Annotated in this window: 12 protein-coding genes; 2 read left to right on the top strand and 10 right to left on the bottom strand. The window is 35.2% G+C overall.

From position 1 onward, the window contains the following. Positions 1-230: 230 nt before the first annotated feature. Complete coding sequence (locus BXY64_RS06400; protein ID WP_120239069.1) at positions 231-980, top strand: TorF family putative porin; 750 nt, start codon at positions 231-233, stop codon at positions 978-980. Between the two features lie 96 nt (positions 981-1,076). On the opposite strand, the gene BXY64_RS06395 is transcribed toward BXY64_RS06400, so the two are convergent. The 8 genes from BXY64_RS06395 to BXY64_RS06360 form a co-directional block, all read right to left on the bottom strand. Continuing rightward, the gene (locus BXY64_RS06395; protein ID WP_120239774.1) at positions 1,077-1,712 is read right to left on the bottom strand and encodes a 7-carboxy-7-deazaguanine synthase QueE; all 636 of its coding nucleotides are present in this window, start codon (positions 1,710-1,712) and stop codon (positions 1,077-1,079) included. Between the two features lie 128 nt (positions 1,713-1,840). Beyond that, positions 1,841-2,767, bottom strand: a complete 927-nt coding sequence (locus tag BXY64_RS06390) for a hypothetical protein (RefSeq protein WP_120239068.1) — start codon at positions 2,765-2,767, stop codon at positions 1,841-1,843. Between the two features lie 71 nt (positions 2,768-2,838). Then, complete coding sequence (locus BXY64_RS06385) at positions 2,839-6,198, bottom strand: PAS domain S-box protein (protein WP_120239067.1); 3,360 nt, start codon at positions 6,196-6,198, stop codon at positions 2,839-2,841. Between the two features lie 209 nt (positions 6,199-6,407). Then, positions 6,408-6,869 carry an Lrp/AsnC family transcriptional regulator gene (locus tag BXY64_RS06380; protein ID WP_110361887.1) on the bottom strand — a complete coding sequence of 154 codons (462 nt, stop codon included), beginning with the start codon at positions 6,867-6,869 and terminating at the stop codon, positions 6,408-6,410. 274 nt (positions 6,870-7,143) lie between these two features. Further along, positions 7,144-7,491, bottom strand: coding sequence for a hypothetical protein (locus BXY64_RS21200; protein WP_147375923.1), 348 nt, complete (start codon positions 7,489-7,491; stop codon positions 7,144-7,146). Positions 7,492-7,576: 85 nt separating this feature from the next. Beyond that, a complete protein-coding gene (locus tag BXY64_RS06370) occupies positions 7,577-10,378 on the bottom strand; it encodes an alpha/beta hydrolase family protein (protein ID WP_120239065.1) in 2,802 nt (933 codons plus the stop codon). Between the two features lie 46 nt (positions 10,379-10,424). Next, on the bottom strand, positions 10,425-11,234 hold the full coding sequence (gene cysQ, locus BXY64_RS06365) for a 3'(2'),5'-bisphosphate nucleotidase CysQ (protein WP_120239064.1): 810 nt from the start codon (positions 11,232-11,234) through the stop codon (positions 10,425-10,427). Positions 11,235-11,277: 43 nt separating this feature from the next. Next, the gene (locus BXY64_RS06360) at positions 11,278-13,059 is read right to left on the bottom strand and encodes an SLC13 family permease (protein WP_120239063.1); all 1,782 of its coding nucleotides are present in this window, start codon (positions 13,057-13,059) and stop codon (positions 11,278-11,280) included. A 146-nt stretch (positions 13,060-13,205) separates the two neighbouring features. Between BXY64_RS06360 and BXY64_RS06355 the strand changes: the two genes are divergently transcribed. Further along, positions 13,206-13,781 carry a DUF2284 domain-containing protein gene (locus tag BXY64_RS06355; RefSeq protein ID WP_170150589.1) on the top strand — a complete coding sequence of 192 codons (576 nt, stop codon included), beginning with the start codon at positions 13,206-13,208 and terminating at the stop codon, positions 13,779-13,781. A 55-nt stretch (positions 13,782-13,836) separates the two neighbouring features. On the opposite strand, the gene BXY64_RS06350 is transcribed toward BXY64_RS06355, so the two are convergent. Then, positions 13,837-14,643, bottom strand: a complete 807-nt coding sequence (locus BXY64_RS06350) for a toxin-antitoxin system YwqK family antitoxin (protein ID WP_120239061.1) — start codon at positions 14,641-14,643, stop codon at positions 13,837-13,839. Positions 14,644-14,700: 57 nt separating this feature from the next. Beyond that, positions 14,701-17,958, bottom strand: coding sequence for a UvrD-helicase domain-containing protein (locus BXY64_RS06345; RefSeq protein ID WP_120239060.1), 3,258 nt, complete (start codon positions 17,956-17,958; stop codon positions 14,701-14,703). Positions 17,959-18,036: the final 78 nt, after the last annotated feature.

Below are 18,036 nucleotides of genomic sequence, written 5' to 3'. Positions count from 1 at the left end.
TAGTGTTTTTATTAAATATACCCCCTATTTTTATTTGACGTTTTGAATATTTTTTGATTATTTTTGAATCACACCCCATTCATTAGGGTTAGAATTAGAAATTAGTTGATTTGCACCAACACTTACCCCTTTTGTAAAGGGGTAAGTGTTATTTTTTTAGTAAAAAAACCACAATTTATTTAATCGAGATATAACTATTTACCTTAATTATTAATCTAAAACCCATTATTATGACGAGAACTAAAGAATTAACCACCTTACTCATTGGAGTTATTATAAGCACAAGCTCCTTATTTGCTCAAAATGAAAAAGGCGAAATTTCCCTGGGGGCTGACCTTATGAGCAGATACATTTGGAGAGGTACTCAATTTTCAACTGGTCCCGTAATTCAACCAGGAATTGAATACAGTAAGGGAGCATTCGCAATTGGCGCATGGGGATCTTACTCCTTCGACGGTGATAATGACGGAGCAGAAGCAGACATTTACGTTTCGTATCGTTTTGCAGACGATTTATTTACAGTAAGCCTTACCGATTATTTCTTCCCAAATGATCAGATTGCAGCAAACAACTCTTATTTCGATTTCAAAAAAGAATCAACAGATCATATTCTTGAAGGAAGCATTGCCTTTAATGGCACGAAAAGTTTTCCCATTAGTATTATGGCAGCAATGAACTTTTGGGGAGCAGATCAAAATGCAAATGGTGATCAGCAATATTCCTTATACATTGAACTAGGACATAGCTTTACCTATAAAGATGTAAATATTGACTTATTTGCAGGCTTCACTCCTATCGATGCAGATGAGGACAAAGGAGAATCCGGTTTTTACGGGGATACAGCTGGTTTTGTAAACTTAGGCTTTACTGCATCAAAGGAAGTAGCAATTACAGAAAAGTTTTCACTTCCACTTTCAGCTTCTGTTATTGCTAACCCAATGTCCGAAAATCTATTTTTAGTGTTTGGAGTATCATTTTAATCGCAATATTTTTCCAATTATTTAATATATTAGCTTAGGACAAAGAAGGGCATTCAAAATTTTGAATGCCCTTCTCTCTTGTTTTTTATATATCCTTTATGGTATTCTCATAAACTTATGAGATTGCAAAGAAATATTCCATTTAGGATTATTCTTCACATACTCCACTATTGGTTTCACATTATGAACATACTGACTCCACTCAGACTGAAGATACAGAAGGCAATCATCACCTACATTTTCAGCCAACTCTTCTGCCCATTCAAAATCTTTTTCCAAATCGTAAATAATAACCTTAAGCTCATTGGCTTTTTGATAGGACGATGGTACTGGCAACTTATTTCTCTTTGGCGATAAACAAATCCAATCCCATTCTCCACTAATTTCGTATGCCCCGGAAGTTTCAAGGAAATTCTCAATATTGTGTTTCTTTAGTTCCGTACACAAAGGCTCCAAGTTATACAAAGATGGTTCACCACCAGTTACAACCACCGATTTAGCAGGAGATTCAACTGCTTTTCTCACCACCTCCTCAACTGAAATTAGTCTATGTTCTGCAGGATTCCATGAGATTTTACTATCACACCAACGACATCCAATATCACAACCACCAATACGAATAAAATATGCAGGCTTACCGGTATGATACCCCTCACCTTGAATGGTATAGAAATCCTCAACCAGAGGTAAATCTGTTCCTTTGTCGAATATTTCTTTGTACTTGTCTTTCAAAACCTTCTTCTTTTCTTGTAAAACAATTTTAAAGCTGTGGCTGTTTAGCAAATTGGGCTACAAAATTAGAAGCTTTTTAAGGAATTCAAAATCAAAGCAAGAGATTATTTGATATATCACCTCCAAGCTTAATTCTTAATCAATTGCTTCCAATCAATTTTATATACAGCTTGTGCCTGCTTTGTTGCCTCTGTATTTATAAGCAACTCATTGTTATCAGTAAAAACAACACCTTCTGTTTGAGCTCCTCCCAAAGTACTCAAATCTAGTCGAACATGTTCTCCGCCAAAGAAATCTGAACCAATAAAGTTGTAATAAAGAATCATGTAGGTTCTATAGTTTTTATAGCCAATCAAAGCTACAATCTTACCATCTCGACTAATATCTGCTCCCGTAACCATAAAATCGGTATCAAATTCGGCTTTTGGACTCAAATCGTGATGCTTAACAGATTTTTCCATCACATACATTCTGGTTTTATGATTTTCCCAATTCTTGGTAAAGAAATACAAAGAATTTCCATAAGATAAGAAAGCTTCACAATCAAAGTTATGATTGTGCTTTTTACGCTTGAAGTCCTTCTGATCAGCCCATGTAAAACCAATCTCATCAGCAATAATACTTACCTCAGGCTTATCATTAATTTTAGATTTTTCTACTCTAAAAACTTTTAAATTCTTGCGAGTTCCATTATTATTTCCAAATTCTCCAATGTAAAAATATTTCTCGTCTTCAGCCAAAGCCTCCCAGTCCAGATTCGAACCTCCCTCGATATGCAGTTGTTGCTTTAACTCTCCATTTTTATTGTAAGCATATAAAGTAGCAGCTCCTCCACTATCATTATTCACCCAAATCAAATCATTATGCCAAATCATTCCCGATTGCTCATCTACCTTCTTTGGCAGTTGATCTGAAAGTAAAATTGGATTGTATTTTACCCAGTTGTAATTTTCTTTCTCACCACTTATTAATTCCTCTTTATTTACTTGAGAAGATTGACGGCAAGAAACCAATAAAATAACTAACAGGCTTAGTGTGTAGATATAGTATTTCACAATATGTTGTTTTAGTGAGAGGCAAATCTGTGAATTTTTATCGAATATTAAAAATATTTAGAATAAGCCAACTAAATATCTGCAATATGATTTTGCAACAACTCAAAAAGCTTAACTCTATCGATGGGCTTTGTAATATATGCGACACAACCAGAATCTATTGCTTTTTGCCTATCTCCTTTTAATGCATAAGCCGTTTGTGCAATAATTGGCACACTTGGTTTTTGTTCCAATATTTTTTTAGTTGCATGATATCCATCCAAATGAGGCATTTTAACATCCATCAAAACCAAATCAATTTCCGGATGCGATTGCACCATACCTACTGCAGTAATACCGTTCTTTGCCCACAATATCTTTGCTTGGGTAGGAATTAATATCTCTTCCAGTAAATCAAAATTTATCTCAACATCCTCGACAATCAAAATACTTTTACTTTTCAAGTTTGGCGGCTTTATAGAGCTTAGCATTTCGCATTCCTTAGAGTCAGGTATGGTTACCACATCGTTTAATTTAAAATAGAAACACGATCCTTTGCCTTTTTCAGACTCCAACCAAAGTTCACCACCCAATAAATTTGCTATTTCTTTACAAATTGCCAAACCAAGGCCAACACCAGATTGCAATCCCCAATATGGCTCTTCTACCTGGCGGAAAATATCAAATATAACTTCTTTATGCTCTTCAGAAATACCAATTCCAGTATCCGACACAAAGAATACAATATTATTATCATGAATCTTGCATCCATAATCAATTTGTCCTGAATCTGTATACTTAATGGCGTTATTCAAAAGGTTTGTTATCATCTGCATTACCTTGGTCCTATCCGAGGTAATAAAAATATCACATTCGCTGCAAGACTTAAAGTTGATTCCCAATTCTGTTTTATTGAACTTTTTCACCTCAGCTTTTACATACTGCTGGATGGTATTAAACATTTCAAGCAATGAAAACTGATCAATATTTAATTTCACCTCCTTAGCTTGCAATAACGAAACATCGAAAATTGATTCAATAATTTTTAGCAGGTGTTTGCCACTGGCTTTCACAATACCATTCCATTTCTCAATTTTATCGGGTGGCGATTCCGGTTTCAACAATGTACTAAACCCAATAATCGCATTCAAAGGCGTTCTTAACTCATGAGACATTGAAGCTAAAAATGTTGATTTTAACTGATCACTCTCTTCTGCCTTTTCTTTTGCAAATATCAGTTCCTGTTCGTATCTCTTTCTACTAAGAACACCAGCCAACATATCTGCAAAAGTTTTAATGTGAATCACATCGGTTTTATTCCATTTTTTTGATTGAGTTACTACATCAAACACTACACAGCCAAGTATATTTTCCTGGGTAATTAACGGAAATACCAACAGTGATTTTACTACTTTCCTAGGATCATATTCGAAATTCCCAAATGCATGAGATGGTAATTTTTTAATATCATTTACTACAAAATTTTTATGCTTTCGAAACCTTTCTATCCACCAAGAAAATCCCTCGCTCAACATCAATTTTGGGTTATCAAACCGAGCTACCTTTTCATTGGAAAACCATTCATGTGTTCTTTCCAAATATTTTTGATTCTTGCTTACCAAGTACATATATGCTCTATCAGCCTTTGTATGGCTGGCAATTTTCTCTATTGCGGAATCAATCGCTTTATTAATATCCTCAACAGAAGCACTCACTAGCTCGGCAGATATTTTACTGAGAAGTTTTTCGATCCTTGTCTTTCGGGCCAATTCACTCTCTGCTTTTTTCTGCTTGCTAATGTCGCGAACTACTGTCTGAATATACTTTTCCCCATTAAGATCGATAAGGTTTGCCGTTAACTCGACAGGAAACTCCAAACCATCCTTAGTGCAATGCCATGTACGCATAAAGAAACTACCCAATTCCTCAATAATTTCTCTTATTTCAGAAACTTTATCTTTGCTCAATACACCTTTGCGAACAATATCTTTTGGACTTAGACTTCTAAATTCCTCTTTGGTATAACCATAACGATCAACAGCTGTATCATTTACTTCAATAAAATTCTCAAGACCTTCACCTTTCCATGGATGTACAAAAACTGCTTCATTTAAGGAATTAAACAACAAACGAAACTTACTCTCGCTCAATGTCAGCTTTTGCTCTACTAATTTTCTATCCGTTATATCAGCAATATATCCTTCTATAAACAAAGGTCTACCCATACGATCTTTTATGGTTAGTCCTTGCTCGAAAACCCACTTTAGTTTCCCTGATTTTGTAATGATTCTATATTCTAGAGAAAATCGTTGGTCTTTTTCTCCAGCCTCATCAACTTCTTTACTTACATATTCCCTATCATCGGGGTGAATAACGTCATTATAAGATATACTCGCATTGTAATTCAACTCTTCAGAAGTATAACCTGTGAGTTCATTCACTCCTTCACTTACAAACAACATCGTCCAGTATTCATCAACCAAACAGCGATATGCCATCCCTTTCAGATTTCCAATTAAAGTGGTTAACCTTCTTGTAGCTTCAATCACTTTACGCTGTGAACGTTTTTGCTCCGTGATATCGCGTATAATTACCGTAACTTCTCTTTCTCCGATCGAACTTAGACGAAACTCGTAAAAGCAAACACCCTTATTCTCAACATTTTTTCGATAATCAAATATTTGAACCAGCCTTGAATCAAAAGCCTCTTCCATTGCATTGGAGAATTTCTCTCGCAACTCTTGATCAAAAAGGCTTCTTATATTCACATTATCTATACTCTTGGGATATGTAAATAATCCATTAGGCTTTCCATGTAAGTCTATTATTTTTCCATCACGAGTAATTCGTATAATTAAATCAGGTATGGTTTCCAACAAAGCTTTGGCTTTTGCTTCGCTATTTTTTATCTGCAGATCAGCATCTATTTTTGTAGTAATATCTTCAAAAATTGTAAAAACTTTCGTTGGCTTATTGGTTTGTCTATCCAACATTGGCGTTGCAGTTACACTAATCCAAATATAATCCTGTTTTTCAGGATTGAACACCCCCAAAGTAGACCTCGTAATTTCTTTTCTTGTATCCAGCGCTACTTTTGCAGGATGAGCATTTGCATCCATTAGAGAGCCATCGGGTAAAATATTATTTATCCTAGGTTCGAAGCTGTCTACTCCTAGTAAATCTTTAATCGGTTGTCCCAGTATTTTCGATGCAGCGGGATTTGCATAGCTTATTTTTCCATCAGCATCTCTTATAATTATACCTTGTCCTGTAGATTTAAAAAGTAGATTGTACTCGTCGTTGGTTCTTGTATTTTTGAGCTCATTTGCCAAATAGGTATTTTCCGAATCGAGAGCAGATAAATGTTTTTGTAATTGTTCTATCTGTTCCTGACACTCAAACATTCGCTTTTCAAATTCTTCCGGCGATATATTCTCAAAACTTTCCGACATTCCTGATTTTACATTAGATACAAAATTCGCAGTCCATACTAAGTTAATAAAAATCGCGCCAAGTATTTAATCTAATTGGTAAAAGAGTTTGAGGGGAAGTTATACCCAATGCAATATAAAAAAGACCAATAACTTCACTACGATTGTTATTGATCTTTAATTTACTCAATACGATATTAGACTTCAGTCATATTAAAATGTAAATGTCATTAGATGTAGTATTCGGAACTATGCTTTATTTCTTTAATAACGAATGTACTATTTAGCACACCAATGTTTTTTATTTTAGATAGCTTATAACGAACGAATTCATGATACTCCTCAAGGCTTTTTACATGAATCTTTAAAATAAAATCAACCTGACCTGCCATGTGGTAACACTCTTGAACTTCCTTTAAATCCTGAATTTGCTCCTCAAATTCATCAATAAAAGTCTCATCATGATAGCGCATTGAAACCTGACAAATGGCTGTTACACTTCGCTCAATTCTTTTTTTATCGAGAATGGCCACGTATTTTTTAATGAACCCCTGATTCTCCAATCTTCTGATTCTCTCATACACTGGCGAAGGAGTTAAATTCAGCATACTTGCAATCTCTTTTGCTGTTTTCTTTGAGTCGGTTTGCAATATTCTAAGAATCGTTTTATCAGTTTGATCAAGCTTATCCATAAAAGAAATTTTTACTCTGATTTATAACGTTTGCGGAAACGTAAAAGTAGTTTTATCTATTAAGTGTCACAATATCGGTAAATTTTACTTATTTGAACAAAAACACTATGTTTTTTATCGGAAAGACCTTTACTTTGTCAGTATATAACACTGGAAACAACAACAAATACTCATATAATGTCGGCTATTTAATAGCTAAACAAACACAACACACTTAACTAACAATTAGGGTTAATATAAACACCTTTATTCTCTCAGGATAAAGGTGTTTTTTTTAATGCACAATCCCCATTGGAGAAAGGCTATATTTTTTCCATTTTAAGCTTCCCCATTCTGGGGAAGGACTATTTTTTTCAAATACAAGTCTCCCCAAGCTGGGAAAGCTTTCTTTTTTTTCATTTTGCATTTCCCCAAGCTGGGAAAGGCTTATTATTTTCAATTCGAGCTTTCCCAAGCTGGGAACGGCTCTCTTTTTTCGTTTTCTTCTTTTCCCAAGCTGGGGAGGCCTTTCTTTTTTTCTGTTCGAGTTTCCCCAAGCTGGGGAAGGTCTCTTTTTTTTGAACGGGCTCTCCCCAACTTGGGGAAGGCGTTTTTTTTCAAAATTGACTTCCCCAAAATCCAAAACTTGTCTTTTTTTCCAAAAAAATCATTGCATAAAAAAATGCGCCTCATAACTGAGACGCATCCTTATATTTAAATTTCAGGTTCTATTTCTTTAACTCGTAACCATCCATTTTTCCTTTTTTAACTGCTGGAATACCATCAGTCATCCAAACCGGAGCAGGTTTTCCTTTCAAATAATAATCGAAGAATTGCATGGTTCTAATCGATAAGTCCATTCTATTAGGACGTTTTCTTAGGTTATGCTCCTCGTTGTTGTAGGTTAGCATCCAACATGGTTTCTGCAAACGACGCATTGCTACAAACAATTCAATTCCTTGATACCATGGCACCGCACCATCATTATCATTATGCATGATTAAAAGCGGAGTTTTAATTTTTGGTGCGAAGAAAACCGGCGAATTTTCGATATACTGCAAAGTACTGTTCCAAAGTGTTCCTCCAATTCTACTTTGTGTGCGCTCGTATTGGAACATACGGCTCATTCCACTTCCCCAACGAATTCCACCATATGCTGACGTCATATTACTTACAGGAGCTCCCGCCATTGCACATTTATACAAATCGGTTCTGGTTACCAGATAAGCAATTTGATATCCACCCCAGCTTTGCCCTTGTAAAGCAATATTTTCCTTATCGATAAAATCATAACGATCCATCATTGCCAATGTTCCTGTTACAATTGAGCTATATGCCGATTCGCCCGGATATCCAACCTTGTGATAAGTGATATCTGGCATGAAAATAAGGTAGCCATTACTTACACAATAACTTGGATTAATGATAGACCAGTTTGGTTGTGGCACATGGTAATTGTGTAAACGATCGGAAGTTCTTTCGTAAAAATACACCAACATTGGGTATTTTTTGTTTGGGTCGAAATCTTCTGGTTTATAAAGTAAGCCCTGTAGTTTTTCACCATCTCCCGATGTCCAATCAACCAATTCAACACTTCCCCAGTTGATATTCTTCTGTTGTGGATTGGCATCAGACACTTGTGTTTGATTAGCAAAATTCAAGTTACTGGTCCAAAGGTTTGGATAATCAACGAAAGTTGATCGTTTAAACATGATTTGCTCCGCAGATTTTGCCTTTTCTACACCATATAACTTTGCATCTTCGAACACAATTTGCTTCGGATCATCTTCTTTTTTTAGTTGATAATAGCCCGATTTTTTATTGAACTCATGAAATGCGCTTAACAGAACTGGCTTTTTCAAATCAATAAACAACTCCTCATCATCCAATTTCACGTAATCAAAACGGATATTGTTTCTGCGGCCAAAGCCATTGGTAAGATTCACTGCTGGTTTCACTCCCGCCGGATCAATCATCCAAAAATCATAACGATCCTGAATAATTACATTCTTATCGCCTTTGGTCCACCCTACTATTCCATATGGATTTGGATCGTTTGGAGTATCGTGAGTTTCGCTGTAGAAATTCGCATTGATTTTTTTTGTTAATGCAACTGTTTTTTTGCTTTCAATCTGATATGAATACCAAATACTATCCTGCGTTTCGTACCACAATAGATATTTCTGCGCAGGAGAAATTCTCACATCTGAATTTTTCTTTTCAAGGATTAATTCTCTTTTGCCAGTGCTGGTATTTACAAGGTAATAATCGGAATACCAATCGTCCCACGAAGTTAATTGCTGATATGGAAGAGGTGAACTTCCCAATGCCAATTCAGAGTTTCCACGATCATACAATTCGACACTACGCATATCTTTATCAGCCAACTGAACCAGTTTGTTGTTTTTGGTATGATAAACAGCCATCCATGTGCGCTTTTTCTCTTTCTCAGCCTGAACTTTTTGCTGTGGCTGCAACAATGGATCTTTCCAGTTCCATACATCAACATGGTATTTTTCCTCATCCAACAAGCTATCTTTCACCTCTTTTTCTGGCTTTGGAGCAACACCAAAGAATAATTTCTCTCCATCTCTTGAGAAAGAAAGTCTTCCATTTTTGCTCACTGTCCAATTCTCTTGAATCTCACGAGATAAAGTATCAACAATACGTTTGCTATTGTTTGCTAAATTGCCATAATACAATTCGTAACATTTGTTTTTTGTTGTATCTGCAGTAAAAATAAAGGAAATCTGATCTCCGTTTGCCGAAATGGTCGCTTTATCCGCTTCTCCCTCTTTCTCGAAAACCTGGTTTATTTTCTCTGCTTTTCCATCAAAGGTTTTAACCATTACAGTTTGTGTGCTATCGCCAACCGACTGAATAAAGTTTACAGCATTTCCATTTCTGGATAGCGCATAATTGGTTACATCTTCAAAGTTAAATTCCTTACCATTTACAAAGTTCTTGATAATAAGCTTACCCTTTTTAATCTTGTCTTTACCATTCTTTTTCTTAGGCTTTTTAACTTCTACCGAGTCCTTCGCTAAACTGTCTTTTTCCTCCTTTGGCATTTCCAGGTAGTAAGCCATCCACTCCCCTTTTTCCTCAGGCATTTGGAAAGACTTTAACTCTGGTAATTTCACCAATTCTTTATTGCTTAAATTCCAAATTCCAATAGAATCTTTTGGTAAATCCTTCTTGTCAACTTTATCTAATTTAGCCTGACGAACTGTGTCATACTGAGCTTTAATTCTAAAAGTTAAGGTTTCCGATTTTGGTGAAAATTCAGCATTAAAACCTCTGGCAATAGAATCTAACTTTTTCGTTTTTACCTGATATAGATAAAGAAATCCATCCCCCTTTTGTGGATTTACTTCATAAGATATCCATTCACCATTGGCAGAAACCTGCTGGTTCTTTAAATTTTTCCATCCATCGTAATCGGTATGCTTCAATGGAACTTTTTGCGCATAAGCTGTTGCCTGAGCCATAAGCAAAAAGACCAATACGGCTTTTAATAAATTTTTCATTTGTTTTTTAGTTGTAGGTTGATTTATAGGTTAATTTCCAATGAATCTAACGAGTACAAATAAAGCTCGGATTCATCAAGTCCTTCTTGTTATATTTTAATTCAATATTGGTATTATATTGCAATACTTTACCTCCCGAGGCTTTAACAATTGCATGACCAGCAGCTGTATCCCACTCCATAATCGGACCAAACCTTGGATAAACATCTGCCCCATTTTCCGCAATCATACAAAGTTTTAGTGAACTTCCTTTCGAAATTAACTTCACCTCTTTTTTATCTTGCTTCCAATTCTCAATAAACTGTTTGGTTTCTTCATTCATATGCGATCGGGAACCAACAATAAGCGTTTCATTACGATTTTGCGCCAAAGGTAATTTGTGAGCTTTTTGAACCAAGGCATCTAAATCTTTATCCCAATCTCTTATCTTATCCACTCGATAAGCACCTAATTCCATATCGGCAAAATACAGCTGTTCATATACAGGAACGTATATCACACCTACCACTGGGGTTTCCTTAATAACCAGAGCAATATTCACCGTAAATTCATCATTCCGTTTTATGAATTCTTTGGTTCCGTCAAGCGGATCAACAATCCAACATTGCTCCCATTTCTGCCTCTCCTCATAATTCAAATGCTCACCTTCCTCGCTTAAAATAGGAATTCCCAAGTTTTCGATAACAGAAACAATGGCATTATGAGCTCTTTGGTCAGCTATGGTTAAAGGTGTATTATCCGATTTTAATTGTATCTCGAAATCTTCGGATTGATACACTTTCAGGATTTCTTCACCTGCCAATAATGATGCCGAAATGGCTTCAATCAAAAGCTTTTTTCTTCTAATAAAATTCATGAATAGATTGTCGTAATATTACTTTATTCTGTGCGCTTATCTATTAATAAAAATAAATGTATGACAGAATCAAAACTGTAAAAATCATGTAAATGATTGTTAGGGGAAATCCTATTTTGAAGAAATCTTTAAACGAATAACCTCCCGGACCGTAGACCATGATATTCGTTTGATATCCAATAGGAGTCATAAAGTTAGCTGCAGCTGCAAAAGCCACAATTAGCACAAATGGTTCGGGGTCCAAATGCAAGCTTAAGGCCATTGCTAATGAAATTGGGAAAACAATTGCCACAGCTGCCTTATTGGTGATGTAAGCCGCTAAAACAGAGGTGATCAAGTAAATCCCAAACAACACTCCCACCTTACCCAATGGAAGAAATACGGATATTAATAAATCTGCAATAATCTCTGCCAATCCTGATTTTATCATGGCGGTTCCAAAAGCCAGTGAGAGGGATATGATCAGTGCCAAATTAAAATCTACCATTCTGGCAATATCCTTAGGGTTGGATATCTTCAAGCCCAAAATTACAATGATCATTACAATCAAGGTCATAAAGAGTGGTACTATATTTAAAGCGGATAATATTACTGCCAAGACTGTACCTCCCAGCAATAAACCAATTTTATATCCTTCCTGCTTTCTGAATTCTTTTACTTTAGAGATAAAGTAAAAATCTTGAATACGATGCGTTCTTTCCACAAAGTCATCACCACCAAGCAGTAACAAAACGTCTCCTGCACGTAATTTTACCTCTCCAATTTTTCCACTAACTCTGCCTCCATTTCTATGGATTCCAATTACAGCAGCATCGAATTGCCCTCTAAAATTGGCCTCTTTTACAGTTTTTGAAATCAGGGTTGAATTGTGAGAAATTACAATTTCAACAACCTCGATATGCTTTTTATGAGTAAGCATACCTACTGTTGGAAGCGTTAAACCTGAATTTGGCAACACCAAATCTGCAATGGTTTCCGTATCGCCAGCAAATAATAGTCTATCTCCTTCCTCCAATCTAAATTCATGCGAAACTGCTGCAACTCTTACTCCTCCTCTATTAATCTGGAAAAGATAAAGTCCTTTTAAGTTTCTAAGGTCTGCCTCTTCAATGGATTTTCCAATCAAATCGGAATTGGGTTTAACGTGTGCTTCTACGATATATTTCCTGGTATTTTCCGAAAAATCGCCTAAAATATCCTCCTTCTCAGGAAGTAATTTTTTACTTACAAACAATAAATAAGCTGACCCAATAAACATCATTGGCACTCCCACATAAGCAAAACTAAACATGCTTAAGGATTCCAAACCCGTTACAATGGTTTGGTCTTTAACCATACCGTTTACTATTAGGTTTGTTGATGTTCCTATAAGAGTTATACAACCACCCAAAATGGCTGCATAGGAAAGCGGAATTAGTAATTTTGAAGGAGAAATATTGTTTCGCTTGCTCCAACTGTGCACGTATGGCATCATTACAGCAACCAATGGAGTATTATTTAAGAATGCCGAAAATCCTCCAACCAAAAGCATCATTCGGACCATAAAAGCTTTGTAGCCATTCGCTCGTTGAAACACTTTATCGAAGAGAGTTTCTACAATTCCCAAATCCCTAATAATATCACCAATAAGAAGCAACATTAGAATAACGACCACCTGATCGTTGGCAAACCCACTAAGAATTTCTGAAGGTGTTAAAATCCCACTTATTCCTAAAATCACCACACCTATTAAGAATGTAAAGGCAGGACCAATCCATTCTTTGTAGAAGGAAATAAGAATAAAAACCAATACGATTAATACAATGATCGCATCAAGTGAGAGCATAGATAAATTTTTGGGTACAATTCAAGATACGAATATACAAAAATACCTTCAGGTACGGATGTCTTTCTCACACCTTTGCACAAATGTTATACAAGCTATTTTTACGAGAACAATTATTATACTTTTGTGATAAATTGAATATTACTATGATAGAGGTTAAGACAGATACAATTGTTAAGCATTATAAAAATCAGAAAATCAAAATTGAAAGAAAAGTATTGGAAATTTCAAAATCAGAAATATTACATTTTCTGAACAAAGAAGAGTTCAATTCAAATTGTAGAAATGCTTGTCCAAACCACAATCGCAAATGGACTTGTCCGCCCAACTGTCCAAATTTCGAAGATTACTCCGAATCTTATTCAAAAATCCAATTGTTCCTATTTGTTACTTCAACAAAACAATTTGATTTTCTGCCTGAAGAAGAGTGTTCACTTGAAGCATATAATTTTACCAAAGAAGAGCTACAAAGTTACCTACGCATAAATGAACCCGTTGATGGTAAAATGATAGCAGCCAACAGTTGTGAAATTTGTACTACCTGCTCAATAATCAAAGGAAAATCATGTTATTTCCCTGTAAAAATGCGCTATAACCTGGTAGCTTTCGGATTTAATGTAGGAAAAATACTCACTGATTTGTTTAAACATGAATTAAAATGGGCAGCAAAAAATATCATACCCGAATATGTGAGTAGTGTTGGAGCAATCTTAAAAAAATAGTCTGATTTAAAACAAAAATAAGCTCCCTTTTGAGGAGCTTATAATTAAATACATTCTATTGTGGATTCCGAACCGATATAGGTACACTAACCGATAATACTCTTTTATTTTTATATGATGTAGATTCTATGGCAACAAGCTTCACATTCTTTATCAGCTGAGTTCCTTTGCCAACTTTGAATTTGTATTCTGCAATACCATTTTTGGAAGGCAGTTCCATAAAACCCTTGCCATCTTCAGGAAAATATTTTCCTTCTACCAGTTCTCCAATGTAGTAAACTACTTTTTTTCTATCGTTGCTTAAACTAAATCTTAAAATATACTCTCCTGTTGTTTTTACTCTATCAATCTCATCAACAAGAATTTTTGGAGTAGATTTAACTTTATTGGAATTATTGATTTCTTTTAACCCCTTCGAAAACATATTATCCTTATATACCATCTCGGATTTTAAGTTTCCAGATTCCCAATATTTCCTCTGATATCCATCCTTCTTACCAAGTTTGTAATCAGTTTCTCTATATACTTTTCCACTTTTGTAATACCAAATTACCTTACCATGCTTTTTACCATCTTGATAAGGAATATCATATTGTTTTTCTCCACTCTTATAAAACGTATTACTTACACCCACTTTTTTGCCATCCTTAAAAGTTACAATGGATTTGATATTCCCATTATCGTACTTGTACTTCTTGACACCATTTTTGGGTTGCTTGTAAATAACTTGGTTTTCCTTTTTTACTTCTTCTTGCTTTTTTGTTTCACGATTAATGGTTTTAATGGAATCAACTGCTGAAACAATTAGATCACATGAGCTAAACATGATGACAACAAGGGACAAAAGAATTATTTTTTTCATTTAAATGTTAGTTGGTTAGTTGGCTTCACAAGTTAATTAAAATTATCATAAATAAAACTAAACACTTACAATTTCAGATAATTTTCCATACAACACATATCCTTCAACTCGATCGAAACCTAAGGATTCAACCAGTTTTTTATATACCGATACTTGTTTTTCGTGAGATTTTAATTTCTTTTTTCCAAACTTATAATCAATCACAATGGCATTTTTTCCTTTTCGGATCACCCTATCAGGACGATAGACTTCACCATTCCCTTTTAGAATATCTCTTTCATTCACAACTTCCCAATCTTTAGAGAACCATTTCGCAACCCGATCATCAGCCAGCAATGTTTTTGCAAATGCCAAGACTTCGCTAGCTTGTTTATCATCTAACTTTCCTTCAAATTGAAGTTGTGAAACTGCCTGGTCCAAATCTTCAGCATACTCTATTAATTGGAAAAGCTGATGCAAAATATTACCTCTACTCACAGGAGAAAAAGACTCCACTGATTCTGCTTCTGAAAAATCAAAATAATCGGCAGAATGAGACCTTAACTTTAACCTATCATCCAATAATGAAGCTGGATATTCTATCGACTTTTCTTTTGGAGCTGGGATACTTTTATTCTCCTGACTTGGTAAATTCCCCATCTCAAAACTTTTATCTTCCTCGTTCCAAAACTCACCAAGAGATACTATTTTGTCGCCATAAAAATCAGTTGAAAACTCATTTGCTTCCTTAAAAACAAAATGTAACAAATCTGCTACTGTTTTTAGCTCTTTGTTTTTATTTATTGGCGAGTAGCTAATAAATACCTCTTCTGCCCTGGTTTGAGCCACATACAATAAATTCAGATTATCAATGTATGACTGTAACTTCTCCTCGAAGTATTCCTGATAATATATGGTTTCGCGCAAGGAACTGCTGTAGCGAACGGGCAAAACATCTAAAATATCAAAGCCTTCAACCCTAGGCTGGCACCATAAAATATTGGTATGTCGGGTATTATCCAAATCCCAATTTGCAAAAGGCAAAATCACAGCTTTAAATTCCAAACCTTTAGATTTATGAATTGTCATGATTCGGATGGCATCCTGTTCATCTGATACCGAAATTACCTCTTTGTCTTTTCTCTCCTCCCAATACTGTACAAAGGAATTCAAATCTGGTGAATCACTTTTTGTAAACCCTAAAACCAAATCTTGAAATGCTTCCAGGAAAGGATAATCATCTGAATTTTGATTCAAGCCAAATATTTTAATTAGCTTCTCAGTTAAATCATATAATGGCTGACGTTTTAACTCTCCAATATGATTTATAAATTCCTGTGGAAAAGTGGAATCAAAATTCTCATCGATAATCACATACAAATCATCAGTACTTGTTTTCACAGATTCCTTAACGTACAAACTATACTCTTGTTTTAAGAAGCCAATGTTAATTTTATCATCAGGATAAACCAAATAATGAAGCAGATGCACTAAAAAATTTACAGTCGATGAGTTCTTTAAATAAAGGGAATCATTGGAAATAACATCGTAATTGATATTCTCTTTTGCTTTTTCACTTGCGCGATAGGCCATTAAGGTATCAGCTACCAAACCTCCCTCTTTGCCATTTCTAACCAAAATTGAAATGTCTCGTGCCTTGTAACCACTGGATTGTAATTCTTCTATTTTCAAAGGTAAATCTTCCAAAACCTGCTCTACCCAATCCGATTCATTTTCCTTTTCCAGAAAATGTGCTTTAACATATCCTGATACTCCTTCCCCTTTATCAGGGATATGCTGATATACATCCTGGTAAGCGCTTACAATTTTTTGTTTCTCATCCTCCATTCGATCAGAAATCTCGGCAGGAATCGATTCATTGTATTGATTTTGCATAATTTGAGCTCCTAGTGCGAAGGTTGCATTGTTAAAATCAATAACATTCCTACTACTTCTCCAATTGTAATTTAAGCTTAAACCATTCACTCCATAACCACTAAAATCAGTATCCAATTGATTTGCCAACAATTTCCAATCTCCATTTCGCCATCGGTAAATGGATTGCTTTACATCACCTACAACAAGTGAGTGTTGATCTTCAGCCAAAGAATTTCCAACCAATGGTCTGAAATTATCCCACTGCATAGATGATGTATCCTGAAACTCGTCAATCATAAAGTGCTTGTACACATTACCAATTTTCTCGTAAATGAAAGGAGAATCATTATTTCCGATAATGTCTCTTAACAACCTGCTTGCATCTGATAAAAGAAAGATATTCTCCTCTTCGGAGTACTCACGAACTTTTTTCGAAAGGTCAGTAAGAATTCCTAAAGTATAGATGTAGCTTAGTGTTTTTTCGGTTGAATTGTACAACATTGATTGCTCATCGTAATAATTCACTACAGCTTTAAGAACATCATTCAGGCCAGCTGAAACTGCTGCTTCAACAGCCATCTTGGTTTCTTTTCCAGCTTTACCGGCAACCCATTTTTGCGGAGTATCAATTGCTGCTCTGGCTCTTGCACCAGGTTCATACTTTCCTCCCTTTCCCAATCGTTCCAAATAGCCAGCTACTCCAGTTTTACCGTATGAAAAATCAGCAACATTTAAAGAGTGATTCTCCATAATTCGTGTTGCTTCTTCACCTTTTTGGGCAAAAAATTGTTCAAATTCCTCCTTAATCTCATTCAGGATTTTTCGGTAAGAACTTAGAAACTTTTTATCAGATAATTTTTCGATCAAACTGTTCGAGAAGTTTTGGAAATCCTCCTTGAACACTTCACTTCCAAGCGTTAAAATATCCTGCTTAAAATTCCAGGTTTTTCCATCCCTGATCTTGGATTCTGCAAAGGAAGATAGCCAATTTCTTAATTGCGAATCTTTATCAACATCTTGCAACAAATGATCTACAACATCACTCAAAACAGAGTTTTGATCCAACTCGATATTATAACCCATTTGCAAACCTATCTCGCGCGTAAAAGAACGCACAACCTTTTGAAAAAAACTATCAATGGTAGTTACTGAGAATCTCGAATAATCATGAAGCATTCGATTCAATATCTCATTTGCTCTCCTTTTCAACTCTTCAGCATTAAGTTGATTCGCCTCACACAATTGTTGGACATATGGCGATTTTTTTCCGGATGAGATAATATGAATCTCTTTTAAGATTCTCGATTTCATTTCATCGGTAGCCTTATTTGTGAAAGTAACCGCTAAAATATTCTTATAACTTAAAGGATCGCTGAAAACGATGCTTAAAAACTCACCAGTAAGTGTATACGTTTTTCCTGAGCCTGCTGAAGCTCTATATATATTAAGTTGTGACATTCAAAATTGCTTTATGCCGAAAATACAAATAATCTTTTCAGTACAGTTCTTAATAAACTATAAAATTAATATCAGATC

Origin of the sequence: Marinifilum flexuosum (genome assembly GCF_003610555.1) — a bacterium.
Classification (GTDB): domain Bacteria; phylum Bacteroidota; class Bacteroidia; order Bacteroidales; family Marinifilaceae; genus Marinifilum; species Marinifilum flexuosum.
The sequence above is the reverse complement of the archived record's forward strand: the minus strand, read 5'-3'. Positions and strand labels throughout refer to the sequence as shown.

What these genes read in the sequence shown, in the direction of transcription:
- BXY64_RS06400 (WP_120239069.1), top strand. Translation starts at nt 231, where the DNA reads ATGACGAGAACTAAAGAATTAACCACCTTACTCATTGGAGTTATTATA.
- BXY64_RS06385 (WP_120239067.1), bottom strand. Translation starts at nt 6,198, where the DNA reads ATGTCGGAAAGTTTTGAGAATATATCGCCGGAAGAATTTGAAAAGCGA.
- BXY64_RS06380 (WP_110361887.1), bottom strand. Translation starts at nt 6,869, where the DNA reads ATGGATAAGCTTGATCAAACTGATAAAACGATTCTTAGAATATTGCAA.
- BXY64_RS06370 (WP_120239065.1), bottom strand. Translation starts at nt 10,378, where the DNA reads ATGAAAAATTTATTAAAAGCCGTATTGGTCTTTTTGCTTATGGCTCAG.
- cysQ (WP_120239064.1), bottom strand. Translation starts at nt 11,234, where the DNA reads ATGAATTTTATTAGAAGAAAAAAGCTTTTGATTGAAGCCATTTCGGCA.
- BXY64_RS06360 (WP_120239063.1), bottom strand. Translation starts at nt 13,059, where the DNA reads ATGCTCTCACTTGATGCGATCATTGTATTAATCGTATTGGTTTTTATT.
- BXY64_RS06355 (WP_170150589.1), top strand. Translation starts at nt 13,206, where the DNA reads ATGATAGAGGTTAAGACAGATACAATTGTTAAGCATTATAAAAATCAG.
- BXY64_RS06350 (WP_120239061.1), bottom strand. Translation starts at nt 14,643, where the DNA reads ATGAAAAAAATAATTCTTTTGTCCCTTGTTGTCATCATGTTTAGCTCA.
- BXY64_RS06345 (WP_120239060.1), bottom strand. Translation starts at nt 17,958, where the DNA reads ATGTCACAACTTAATATATATAGAGCTTCAGCAGGCTCAGGAAAAACG.